Raw genomic sequence first — 11,695 nt, 5'->3', positions numbered from 1 at the left:
TCAAAAAACAAGCAGCAGCTGGTGCTGCGGTGTGAACATCTATCAAGACAAAATAAAAGCGGGTGAACCAAGTGGAAACCATTCGAGTGCTCATAGCGGATGATGAAAAAGAAATCAGAGATTTATTGAAAACCTATTTAAAAAGAGAGTGTTATGAGGTTGACGTGGCAGTTGACGGAGAAGATGCGTTAAGGCTGTTTGAACAAAACCATTACCACCTCGTGATATTGGATGTCATGATGCCGAAAATCGACGGCATCGAGGTCTGCAGAAGGATGAGGAATCATACGAATGTTCCGATCCTGATGCTGACCGCCAAAGACCTTGAAGGCGATAAAATTTTAGGACTGTCCATCGGCGCCGACGATTATATAACAAAGCCCTTCAGCGTAAACGAAGTGCTTGCGCGGATCAAAGCCATGCTGAGGCGCTTTTTGGTCCTCGGAAGCGAAAGCCGCTCCGATGAACAATCGCTGATTCAATTTAAAGGATTGACCATCGATTTGAAAACATATACGGTCACCGCGGGCGGACAGGAGATCTCTCTGACGGCGAAGGAGTTTGAACTGCTGAAGTTTTTCGCCTCAAATCCGGGGCAGGTATTTACGAAAACGCAGCTGTTTCGAAACGCATGGAGCGATCAATACATAGAAGATGACAATACGGTCATGGTGCATATCAGAAGGCTGAGAAAAAAAATAGAGCCGGACCCTTCCGATCCACAATTTATTCAAACTGTTTGGGGAATTGGCTATAAGTTTGTAGGTGAGAAAGATGCTGACCGATAAAAAGCTGCTGCTTCTCATTCTGCAATGTGCGGCGATTGCAGCACTTTTGTTCATCTATATGAAAACGGCTTCCTTTGGGGTTTTCAGCACAATGTTGTTTATTTTTCTGTTTGCCGTTACCGCGCTGCTGTTTACGATGAGGCTTCGCTTCATCGATCGCTTAAAGCTGATCGAAACCGAGCTGAAGCGCGTGGCGGATGGAAATTTAAGAAGAAGATTGCTGGCGAAAGGCGGTCAGCCGTTTAATGAAATCATTTTTTCCATTAACGAATTGATAGAGCAGCTTGAAAAAGTTCAAATCAACGCCGCAAAATCGGAAGCGGCCAGAAAACGGCTGCTGTCTAATATTTCCCACGATATCCGAACGCCGCTCACATCAATTATTGGCTATGTTGATGCATTAAAAGACGGGGTCGCGTCTTCGGAAGAAGAGAAACAGGAATATCTCAATATCCTTTCTAAAAAATCCAACAGCCTCAAGCAATTGATCGATGAAATATTCAACATGGCGAAATTAGACGCGAATGAAGTCCAGTTGAAAACAGAGTTTTTTGACCTGGCCGAAGTCGCTAGGGAAACGCTGATCGACTTTTTGCCGGAACTGAAAAAACATGACATTGATTTGAATGTACAGATCCCGGAAAAGAAATGCTCTGTTATTGCAGATCGGCTCAGCTTGATCCGCGTGATCGAAAACATCGTGAGAAACGGCATTCATTATGGAAAAGAGGGAAAAGTACTTGGAATCGAACTGACGGAATCAGAACATGAATATCAGCTTCTCATCTGGGATCAAGGTCCGGGAATTCCGGAAAACGATATTGAAAACGTGTTTGATAGAATGTACCGCAGAGACCGGTCGAGAAGCCTTGATGACGGGAGCGGCCTGGGGCTTGCCATCGCCAAATCGCTCGTCGAAAAAAACCGCGGACGCATATGGGCACAGAGCGTCCCGTGGGAAAAAACGACGTTTGGTTTTTCGCTGCCTAAACAAAACCATCTCCAATCATTTAAGAATTAATTAAGAATTGGTTAAGAAGAAGTTAAATCCTTCTGTTTATGATGTAGTTATAAGGCGAGTGAAAGAGAGTGGATCAACTTTGAACACAATTATTAAAACGACGGATCTCACGAAAATGTACGGGCCGCAAAAGTCTGTAGACCATCTCAATATCAATGTAAAACAAGGAGATATATACGGATTTTTGGGACGAAACGGCGCCGGCAAAACGACGACGATCAGAATGCTACTGGGTCTGATCAAACCGACCAGCGGGCAGATAGAAATTTTCGGAGAGAATTTTTTCAAGAATAAAAAAGAAATTTTAAGAAGAATCGGATCTATCGTGGAAGTGCCCGGCTTTTACGCGAACTTGACGGCAAGGGAAAACCTGCTGATCAATGCGAAAATCATAGGTATCCATAAAAAAAATGCGATCGATGAAGTATTGGAGATCGTGGGCCTGCAGCATGAAACGAAAAAGCTCGTCGGCAAGTTTTCCTTGGGCATGAAACAAAGGCTGGGAATTGCAAGAGCCTTGCTTCACTATCCGGAGCTGTTGATACTGGACGAGCCGACAAACGGCTTGGACCCGATCGGGATCAAAGAAATGAGAAGACTCATTCATTCTCTCGCCAAAGAAAGAAACATCACCATCTTTATATCAAGCCACATTTTGTCTGAAATCGAACAGCTCGTCGATCATGTCGGGATCATTCATGAAGGAAAACTGCTTGAAGAAATTCCGTTTGACCATCTCAAAAAAAGAAACCGCAAATATCTGGAATTTCAATTATCCGATCAAAATAAAGCGGTCGTTCTGATGGAACAGCATTTTGATATTCATGACTACGAAGTTCACCAGGACGGGATCATCCGGGTATACTCCCATTTGGGCCAGCAGGGAAAGCTCAATAAATTGTTTGTCGAAAACGGAATAGACGTATTGAAGATTGCGATGAGCGAAGACAGTCTTGAAGACTATTTCGTGAAGTTGATTGGGGGCGGGACGATTGGCTAATTTGCTATATACCGAATTGCTGAAGCTTAAGCGGTCACAGATGTTTCTTGTCAGTATCCTGGGAGCGGCGGCAGCCCCTTTCATCTGTTTTATATCGTCTTTGGCTAAAAAAGCCAAGTACCCTGATGTACCGATTCGCTTCAGTGAGACCTTTTCCGATACCAACCTGTATATTGTGCTTTTGATCGGAGTCCCGTTGTATGGCGTGATTACATCATATTTATTCAATCGGGAATACGCTGAAAGCACGCTAAAGAATCTATTGACGATTCCTGTTTCAAGAATCAGCCTGATTGTCAGCAAATTGGTTCTGCTCCTCATTTGGATCATGATGCTGACGTTGATTGCCTGGCTGCTGACGCTGCTGTTTGGGCTGATCGGCCAGTTTGAAGGGCTCAGTTCGGCGGTTTTAATAGATGGGTTTAAACAATTTATGATAGGCGGGGCACTTCTTTTCTTCCTGGTCAGTCCAATTATATTTGTGACACTGCTGTTTAAAAACTACGTGCCCACCATTATCTTTACAATCATTATATCAATGGTCAGCATTATGGTATACGGCACGGAGTACAGCGCTTTACTCCCCTGGTCGGCGGTATGGGTGATCGCTTCGGGTACGTTCTTTCCGGAATATCCGCCCGAATATTCTTTTATCAGTGTTGCCGCCACAACCGTTCTTGGATTAGCCGCGACAATCGTTTACTTTAAAAAAATCGATATTCATTGATGCAGGAGGAGTCTAAGGGAATGTGCAACACATGTTTGTACATTCCTAATCCCGATAAAGGCTTATTGCACAATTTTGATGGATATATTTAGGATAAAAGTATAAAAAAGGAGAATGGAACATGTCTTTTTCAGAATTAAATATTGATGCTTTTCGTTTCATTAATGATTTGGGAAAAGAGTATTCGATGCTGAATCCGGTCGTTTACTTTCTGGCCGAATATATGATGTACTTCCTCGCGTTGGGTCTTGTCGTTTATTGGCTGACCCGGACGACAAAAAACAGATTGATGGTCATTTATGCAGTCATCGCATTTGTGATTGCCGAAATTCTTGGGAAAATCATGGGCTTTCTGCATTCCAACTATCAACCGTTTGCCACGCTTCCGAATGTCAACAAGCTGATAGAGCATGAAATTGACAATTCGTTTCCGAGCGACCATACGATTTTGTTTTTTTCAATCGGCTTTTTAATCTTCCTGTTTCACAAAAAGACGGGCTGGCTGTGGCTTGTGCTTGCGTTTGCCGTAGGCATTTCCCGCATTTGGTCGGGCGTTCACTATCCGCTCGATGTTGCGGCGGGAGCCCTTCTTGGCGTGTTGTCAGCTCTGTTTGTATTCTGGACAGCACCGAAGCTGTCATTTATTCATCAAATGCTGTCCCTTTATGAAAAGGTGGAACACCGGATTGTTCCTTCCAAAAGCAAATCGAACGATAAATCGAAGAACTTTTAAAGGATGAGGCTGCCTTGGATTTAGGCAGCCTTTGCTATGTGCACTCACAAATAAACGATCGGCTTCTTCATCCTCCAAATCGAAGGCGGTTCCCGACAGCAAGAGTATATGACCGTCTCCATGAAGGTAGACGGTCTGTCGGGTGCTTTGTTTTTTTGTACGAATAACAGCTGTAGAATCGCTTTCCAGGTATATAGGTTCCTCTTCTTCCTCCTTTTTTCCTCCCCATTATAAAAGATGCGGGCTATCCATGACGAAAATTCCAAATAATAGTAATTGAATATAAGTAAAAATATGGTATAATATCAATTACATAGGAGGTGATAATTTCCAATAGGTAATGATAAAATGGTCCATTCTGCTAGAAATCTATTTTTTCATCCATTAAAATGAGAGAACTCGGACCTTAAATTGTTTTGGATGCGGCAGTAGCTTATGGATGGCAGCTGAAGACGTACATACGAATTATCAAAAATACGGAGGGAAACGAAATGAAAAAAGCGATTTTAGGGTTTTCTTTGTCTGCGGCGCTCCTGGTTCCATCCTCATTCGCTGCGGCTGCTGGGGACGGGCAGCTGACAAGTGAGCAAAAAGAACTGCTTGAAGCCAAGACAGAATACGTGCAGTCACTTCCTGAACAGGCATCTGTCCAAAGCGGTGTGACGGCATATGCAGGAAAAAGGCTCACAATTAAAAGAGGAAGCTTCCTCGCCTGGTCGAAAGATTATATCGACTGGTACTACAACGGCAAAAAAGTATCGAAAAGCAGCGGATCGCAGGATGTCGGCTACGTCTTTCCGAATGTCGTGAGAGCAAAAGGGATTAAAAGGTATTACAAGTCTTCAGGGCTTCACAAATGGAGAGCGAAAAAAACGCTGAGCTTCGGGACCGTTACACCGTGGGGAGATGTTGAATTCGCCAGCTCAACCTTTACAGACAGAAGGTGGGTCAATAAAAAAGGAAAATACGGAAACGATTAATTTGCCGTAAGCCATTTCATACAACGCTGCTAAAAGACTATTTTGAAATTAATGGCAGCGTTGTATAATGGAGAATGTTGCAACACCATCCTGATGCAAGAAAGGATTTTTTAATTGATCAAAATCGATGACCTGACGAAATCTTATGGAAGCAAAAAGGTATTCAACCGTCTCAACATGAATATCGAAAAAAACAAAGTCACCTTCCTGATGGGGGAAAACGGCGCCGGGAAAACGACGCTCTTGAAATGCCTGCTCAAGCTGGAACATTTCGAAGGCGGCATTCTGTACGACGGAGAGCCGCTTGAAGCCGTCAGGAGCAAAGTGCACGTTATCTATGACGATTCCCCGTTTTACGATCATCTGAGCGGATATCAAAATATTAAACTGTTGATCAATAAACCTGCCGGCAAAGAAGAGCTGGAACAATTATCGCAAAAGTTCCTCGGCCGGGCGCTGCTGAAAAAAAAGGTTAAGACCTATTCATACGGACAAAAGAAAAAGCTGGCCTTAATGATCGCTGCATTAAACAAACCGTCATATTTGTTTTTGGATGAGATATCAAACGGGCTTGACTACCGGTCCATGATGGAGCTTCAGGCGCTGATCAATGACTGGTCGAGCAGGATGACGATTGTTGCCGCCGGCCATCAGTTTGAGTTTTATTCTTCAATCGTCGATCAATTATATGTGTTGAAAGACGGTTCAGCTATCCACATAGACAATTTTAAAACGAATGGAGCAGAATTGGGCGATGTCTATAAAGAATATTTATAATATTTTCAAAAAAGAGCTTGCATTTCAATCATATTCTAAAATGCTCGTCATGTTATTGCTTCCTCTATTATTCATTTCATCCGGATACATATATGTACATTATAAAAATACAATTGACAGCTATCAGCAGTTTAAAAAGACTGAAGACGAATATAAAGAACTCGGCATCGATATTAAACAGGCGCTGGCGTCGCCCGTCAAGGTGAAGGAAGGGGAGCTGAAAAGCGAGGATGGCGACGGAGAGATCGTCGAAAATATTTTAAGGTTTGACTATGAGAATTTCGTCTTGTCCCTCCATCATCTGGAGCCCAAGCAGTCGGTTATCATGACGCTTGAGCTGATGGGCTTCATCATTTTTCCCTTGGCTTTTACGCTGTATGCCATCTATATCTCCTCTTACGACATCAGGTTCAAGACGGTGAAAGTGAGAGCTGTCAGCCATGATTGGAAATCCGTTCTGCTGGCCAAACAGTGTTCGGTTTACATGGTGATGGCTGCCGCCGTGATCGCCGTTGTATGTACGGCATATGTGTCAAGCTTCGTCTTTTATTCCCTGGCTTCAAGGGCCATACCGGTCGGCGAGTTCACAATACCCGCTGTTTCAAAAAGCAATATCCCGCTTCAGCTCGTTGTCGTTCTGGCGGTCAGCTTCATTTTTTCGACGGTCGGATTTTATTTGGGCGTCCTCTTCAGAAGCTTTATTACGCCTGCTTTGCTGTATATCGTTTACAGCCTGCTTATCCCTGCTTTGGGGAGATTCGATTTGAAAAACCTGCTGTCTAATCTCGGGCATGCGGTTTTCAGTTTCAGCGGCGGCTTTAAACTGTTTACACCGGTGAAGGTGGACATGATTCCGGTCGTCATCATTTTAGCCGCATCCATCGGCTTGCTGTCTGCGGTTACTTATTATATGGCGCACAGGCAAAGCAAATATGTCGTTTGAAAAAAGAGCGCAGGCACTTGCGCTCTTTTTTTTGCAAGCGACGGATGCCCGTTGGCTCAGGTTTGGCAGGCGAGTGTCAAATAGTTGGAACAACAGAATCTGCCGTCTCTGGATGAGGCGGTTGTTTTGATTGAAACCTTGTTCCTCGTAAATATTCGAAAAATTCTATATAATAATAAAGCGGTCTCAGGAATTCATGCACTTTTTAGTAAACAGCTTTTGAACAGAGGGCAGGTGAGTATAATGGCGAATCAGGATTTGAATTTGCACACGTTATATACGAGTCATACCCGCGATGCCTGGGCAAATCTCGGCGGGCATATGGCGGTAGAAATGACCGAAGAGGAAGTAAAAAGGCTTGAAGGTTTAAATGACTATCTGTCTTTGGAAGAAGTCGAAACCGTTTATGTTCCGCTGGCGAGGCTGCTTTATTTACACCGGACAACTCAATATGAACGGAACACCCGGGTGAACGGTTTTTTGAACCATCCTCACGCGGCCAAAATTCCGTTCATCATCGGGATTGCCGGAAGCGTCGCGGTTGGAAAAAGCACGACGGCCCGCATCATTCAGACGGTGCTCTCCCGTTTGCAGGAACGGCTGAAAGTCAGTCTGATCACAACCGACGGTTTTCTTTATCCCAATGCGGTGCTGACAGAAAAACAGATGATGTCGCGGAAGGGGTTTCCGGAAAGCTATGATGTCAAAGCATTGCTTGAGTTTTTAAACGATTTAAAATCCGGCAAGGAAATCGTTCGCGCACCCGTTTATTCCCATTTAACGTACGACAGATTGGAAGGGGTTTACGAAACGGTTGAACAAGCGGATATCGTCATCATCGAAGGCGTCAATGTGCTGCAGACACCGACGATCGAAGACGACCGGACAAAACCGCGGGTTTTCGTTTCCGATTTTTTTGACTTCTCAATTTATGTGGATGCCGAAGAAGACCTCATTATCAAATGGTATCTTGAACGCTTTCGCATGCTCAGAGAGACGGCATTTCAAGATCCGAGTTCTTATTTCCATAAATTCAAAGACCTTGCGGACGAAGAAGCGGACCATATGGCAAAGTCAATATGGGAGACCGTCAACCGTCCGAATTTGTATGAGAACATTCTGCCTACAAAATTCCGGTCTGATTTAATCTTGAGAAAAGGCGAAGGCCACAAGGTGGAAGAGATTCTCGTCAGACGGGTGTAGAAGAGGAGGCTTGCATGATCCATCATATTGAACTGTATGTTTCAGATTTGGAAGTGTCGAAGCGCTTTTGGGGCTGGTTTCTCGGAGAGCTCGGCTATGAGGTTTTTCAACAATGGGAAGACGGGATCAGCTGGAAAGCAAACGGCGCCTATCTCGTGCTTGTGCAGGCGAAAGAGCAGTTTGTCAAAGCAGGTTATCACAGGTGCCGCGTCGGTTTAAACCATCTTGCTTTTTACGCGGCATCCAAAGAACAGGTCGACGAAATGACAATGAAACTGAGGGAGCGGGGATGCCGCATTTTATATGAAGACAGACATCCGTTTGCCGGCGGAAGCGGGCATTATGCCTTATATACCGAAGATCCCGACCGCATCAAAGTCGAACTTGCGGCGCCTTGAGGCGGGCGTACGCCGGAAGGCCGGCCTTTGACCGAGCCGGCCTGTTTTCAATTAATGCTGCATCGTTTTTTTCGAACTTAATTTGACTTTTGCTTCATCTATTTTGAGCTTCCGGAAGGCTGCCACCAGGAAAGGAACGCCGCAAATAGTGACAGCAGACAGGATTGCAAAAGTGAAAAACGGCTTTTCCGCTCCAAAGGCGTCCAGCAGCATTCCCCCCGCCCAAGGGCCGATCACGCTTCCCAGCTGGGTGAAGCCTATAGCCCCGAAGTAAGTGCCTTTCAGCTCAGGCCGGGCAATCCGGTCGACCAGTAAATCCATCATCGAAAAGAGAAGCACTTCCCCGATCGTAAACACGATAATGATCAAGACGATGGACCATAGATCGTGGAAAAACGAGAGGCTGAACAGGCTTCCGCTAATCAGCACATTTCCGGCAATCAGCGATAAAATCGGTGAAAACCGTTTGGCGATATGTACGATCGGGTACTGTACGACAAGCACGGCCAAGGCATTCAGCGTCAGCATCATACCGAACACTTTCGTCCCGTCTTCGATGAACGGGCTGGCCGCCATGTATTGTGCGAGCGTGGATGTGAAGTGGGAATACCCGAATAAACAAAGAATCGAACCGATTAGTGTAATCGTAAATACCCGGTCTTTTTTTGTCACCTCCAGCGCGTCCCGCACTTTTATACGCTTATTCCGCTCAGTTGCCGGTACGGTGTGGTGTTTAAACTGAATGACCAGCACCGCCGCATAAATAAAATAAATGAAAGCCGCAATGAAAAACGGCAGCGTCGTTTTCGAAGATCCGAGGTACAGGCCTAAAAGCGGACCAAAGACGACGCCGAGGTTGATCGCGGTATAGCGGAGATTAAAGACGAAAAGGCGCGTTTCGGGTTTGGATACGTCTGAAAGCAGCGCTCTTGAAGTCGGTTCAAACAAAGCGCGGCATAATCCGTTTAAGGCATTCATGACAAAGAATGTCCAGACATGATCGGCGAGCGCGAAACCGGCGAACACGAATGTCCAGCCGAAAATCGAAACGAGCATGATGGTTTTCCGGCCGAACCTGTCTGATAAGTACCCGCCGTAAAAGCTTGCCGCAATTCCGATCAGAGAGCTCGCTGCAATAACGGCGCCGGCAAAGCCGGAAGAGGCGCCTTTCACTTGTGTCAAATAAATTGCTAAAAAAGGGATGCTCATGGCTGTGCCCATACGTCCGAAAATGGTTCCGACAATAATGGTCCAGCTGAGCGGGTGGATGTTCTGCCATTTTTGTTTCATGATAAACTCTCCGTTACGTTTTTATTTGTTTATCATACATGAAACAAATGGCGGTGAATAGAGGAATTTCTATATGCTGGGTGATCAAAAGGAGAACAAGCCTTGATTTGTGACATAATCATAGATGACATCTTCGATATGGGCATGCAGCCCCTCATTCGGTTCCTCGATCCGCCTTTCCTGCAAAGCCAGCTTCAGGATTTCTTTTTCGCCGGGGCTGAGCGGATCGGTTGCAACATTGCGTCCGTACTGCTTCAGCGCCTGTCCGAGCATTTTTTCAATCAGTTTCTCATCCATTTGTCTTTCTCCTTTAGGAGCGCTTTTTCTTTTATCTTACTAGGAAAAAACGAGGTTCTCAAGGGAGCTTTCAATTTGAGCCATTAAACCGGATGCGGCAGCATTCCGAACTGGAATGATCCGCCATGTCACCTTCTTTCCAAAGAAGGTGTTTTTTGTTGCTTTCAGCCAGGATTTTCTTTGGATAAAATTACGCCTGGAAATCGAACGTATATTCGGAGTATAGTATTCATACACTAATTGTGCGAACATCAGTTCTTTTTGGAGGGAGAGAGATGGATTACGGTCAATATCCGTCGCGTTCGGTTTTGTGCGTTGATATGCGGAGCTTTTATGCAAGCTGTGCCGCAGTCCTGCTCGGACTTGATCCGATGACTTGCCTGCTGGCGGTTGTCGGAAACACGGAGCGGCAGGGGAGCATCGTTCTCGCTGCTTCTCCGGCTCTGAAAAGAGAGTTCGGCGTGCAAACGGGAACAAGGCTTTATCAGCTGCCGGATGATCCGCGCATCAAGCTGGTCAATCCAAAGATGGGGCTGTTTGTCCGTGTTTCTACAGAGCTCACCCGGCTGTTCTGCCGCTATGTGCCGCCTGATGCCATTCATACGTACAGCGTGGATGAAAGCTTTATTCAGGTGGACGGTGTTGAGAGCATGTGGGGAGACGCCCGAACGATTGCGATGAAAATTCAAGATGATATGGAAAGGGAGTTTGGCCTTCCCTGTGCTGTCGGAATCGGACCGAATCTGCTGATGGCAAAGCTGTGCCTTGACCTTGAAGCGAAAAAATCAGCAGACGGAGTGGCCGTTTGGGGCTACGAAGACGTGAAAACGAAGCTGTGGCCGCTGTCTCCGCTGCACCGCATGTGGGGAATCGGCTCCAGGCTGGAAAAGACGTTAAACCGGATGGGGATTTTTACAGTCGGTCAGCTGGCTCACTATGATCTCAAGCGGCTTGAGAAAACATTCGGGGTGATGGGAAACCAGCTCTATTATCACGCTTGGGGCATCGACCTTTCAGCGATCGGAGCGCCGCTCTTGGAGGGGCAGGTCAGCTATGGAAAAAGCCAGATTTTGCTTCGCGATTACCCGAATCCGGAGGAAGTCAAGCATGTCATTCTTGAAATGTGTGAAGAAGTGGCCAAAAGGGCGCGCGCCCACCGCCAGGCCGGCCGGACCGTCAGTCTTGGCGTCGAATACAGCCGCGATGAGCTTGGCGGCGGGTTTTACCGTTCAAAAACAATGGAAAGCCCTTCAAATGTCACCCTTGATCTCTACCATACATGTCTGGCATTGTTCGAGCGGTTTTATGCCGGCAAAACGGTTCGGAAAATTTCCGTCTCTTTGTCCAATATTCAAGACGACACCAATATGCAGCTTGATCTTTTTCGTCCCGATCAGGAAAAGAAGCGGCAGCTCGGGTACGTGATGGACGGCATCAGAGAACGGCACGGATCAACAGCGCTTTTGCGGGCTGTTTCCTATACAAACGCCGGGACGGCCCGGCTGCGGTCAAAATTGGTCGGAGGCCATCAGGCATAG

Annotated in this window: 13 protein-coding genes; 11 read left to right on the top strand and 2 right to left on the bottom strand. The window is 46.0% G+C overall.

Annotated features, from left to right (window positions below):
• Positions 1 to 71 precede the first annotated feature (71 nt).
• From M1D59_RS13090 to M1D59_RS13045, 10 genes are all read left to right on the top strand, one after another.
• Positions 72 to 788, top strand: a complete 717-nt coding sequence (locus M1D59_RS13090; RefSeq protein WP_025811198.1) for a response regulator transcription factor — start codon at positions 72 to 74, stop codon at positions 786 to 788.
• Positions 775 to 1,809 (top strand): sensor histidine kinase, encoded by a 1,035-nt coding sequence (locus M1D59_RS13085; RefSeq protein ID WP_023855963.1) that lies wholly within the window; start codon positions 775 to 777, stop codon positions 1,807 to 1,809. The genes M1D59_RS13090 and M1D59_RS13085 overlap by 14 nt, the downstream gene beginning before the upstream one ends.
• Positions 1,810 to 1,888: 79 nt before the next feature.
• Positions 1,889 to 2,809, top strand: coding sequence for a bacitracin resistance ABC transporter ATP-binding subunit BcrA (gene bcrA, locus M1D59_RS13080; protein WP_023855962.1), 921 nt, complete (start codon positions 1,889 to 1,891; stop codon positions 2,807 to 2,809).
• Positions 2,802 to 3,536, top strand: coding sequence for an ABC transporter permease (locus M1D59_RS13075; protein ID WP_224067264.1), 735 nt, complete (start codon positions 2,802 to 2,804; stop codon positions 3,534 to 3,536). Before bcrA ends, M1D59_RS13075 begins: the two co-directional genes overlap by 8 nt.
• Positions 3,537 to 3,657: 121 nt before the next feature.
• Positions 3,658 to 4,269, top strand: a complete 612-nt coding sequence (gene bcrC, locus M1D59_RS13070; RefSeq protein ID WP_023855960.1) for a bacitracin resistance undecaprenyl-diphosphatase BcrC — start codon at positions 3,658 to 3,660, stop codon at positions 4,267 to 4,269.
• A gap of 491 nt (positions 4,270 to 4,760) precedes the next feature.
• Positions 4,761 to 5,249 carry a hypothetical protein gene (locus tag M1D59_RS13065; protein ID WP_023855959.1) on the top strand — a complete coding sequence of 163 codons (489 nt, stop codon included), beginning with the start codon at positions 4,761 to 4,763 and terminating at the stop codon, positions 5,247 to 5,249.
• Between the two features lie 114 nt (positions 5,250 to 5,363).
• Entirely contained in the window at positions 5,364 to 6,026 is a 663-nt protein-coding gene (locus M1D59_RS13060) for an ATP-binding cassette domain-containing protein (RefSeq protein WP_023855958.1), read from the top strand.
• Positions 6,004 to 6,969, top strand: coding sequence for an ABC transporter permease (locus tag M1D59_RS13055; protein ID WP_458117456.1), 966 nt, complete (start codon positions 6,004 to 6,006; stop codon positions 6,967 to 6,969). Before M1D59_RS13060 ends, M1D59_RS13055 begins: the two co-directional genes overlap by 23 nt.
• Positions 6,970 to 7,212: 243 nt before the next feature.
• Complete coding sequence (gene coaA, locus M1D59_RS13050; protein ID WP_020452068.1) at positions 7,213 to 8,172, top strand: type I pantothenate kinase; 960 nt, start codon at positions 7,213 to 7,215, stop codon at positions 8,170 to 8,172.
• 14 nt (positions 8,173 to 8,186) lie between these two features.
• Positions 8,187 to 8,570: a VOC family protein gene (locus tag M1D59_RS13045; protein ID WP_458117455.1), complete on the top strand. Its 384-nt coding sequence runs from the start codon at positions 8,187 to 8,189 to the stop codon at positions 8,568 to 8,570.
• Positions 8,571 to 8,621: 51 nt separating this feature from the next.
• Here M1D59_RS13045 and M1D59_RS13040 read toward each other — a convergent pair whose 3' ends face one another.
• Positions 8,622 to 9,860, bottom strand: coding sequence for an MDR family MFS transporter (locus tag M1D59_RS13040; protein WP_023855955.1), 1,239 nt, complete (start codon positions 9,858 to 9,860; stop codon positions 8,622 to 8,624).
• Positions 9,861 to 9,944: 84 nt separating this feature from the next.
• Positions 9,945 to 10,157 (bottom strand): YqzH family protein, encoded by a 213-nt coding sequence (locus M1D59_RS13035; protein WP_023855954.1) that lies wholly within the window; start codon positions 10,155 to 10,157, stop codon positions 9,945 to 9,947.
• Positions 10,158 to 10,432: 275 nt separating this feature from the next.
• On the opposite strand from M1D59_RS13035, the gene M1D59_RS13030 reads away from it, so the two are divergent.
• Positions 10,433 to 11,695: a Y-family DNA polymerase gene (locus tag M1D59_RS13030; protein ID WP_458117454.1), complete on the top strand. Its 1,263-nt coding sequence runs from the start codon at positions 10,433 to 10,435 to the stop codon at positions 11,693 to 11,695.

The organism is Bacillus sp. PK6-026 (genome assembly GCF_054161455.1).
This window is presented reverse-complemented; position numbering and strand designations above follow the sequence as displayed.

Excerpts from the sequence above, each read along its gene's own strand:
- M1D59_RS13040 (WP_023855955.1), bottom strand. The coding sequence starts at position 9,860 with ATGAAACAAAAATGGCAGAACATCCACCCGCTCAGCTGGACCATTATT.
- M1D59_RS13030 (WP_458117454.1), top strand. The coding sequence starts at position 10,433 with ATGGATTACGGTCAATATCCGTCGCGTTCGGTTTTGTGCGTTGATATG.
- M1D59_RS13035 (WP_023855954.1), bottom strand. The coding sequence starts at position 10,157 with ATGGATGAGAAACTGATTGAAAAAATGCTCGGACAGGCGCTGAAGCAG.
- M1D59_RS13045 (WP_458117455.1), top strand. The coding sequence starts at position 8,187 with ATGATCCATCATATTGAACTGTATGTTTCAGATTTGGAAGTGTCGAAG.
- M1D59_RS13055 (WP_458117456.1), top strand. The coding sequence starts at position 6,004 with ATGTCTATAAAGAATATTTATAATATTTTCAAAAAAGAGCTTGCATTT.
- coaA (WP_020452068.1), top strand. The coding sequence starts at position 7,213 with ATGGCGAATCAGGATTTGAATTTGCACACGTTATATACGAGTCATACC.
- bcrC (WP_023855960.1), top strand. The coding sequence starts at position 3,658 with ATGTCTTTTTCAGAATTAAATATTGATGCTTTTCGTTTCATTAATGAT.
- M1D59_RS13085 (WP_023855963.1), top strand. The coding sequence starts at position 775 with ATGCTGACCGATAAAAAGCTGCTGCTTCTCATTCTGCAATGTGCGGCG.
- M1D59_RS13065 (WP_023855959.1), top strand. The coding sequence starts at position 4,761 with ATGAAAAAAGCGATTTTAGGGTTTTCTTTGTCTGCGGCGCTCCTGGTT.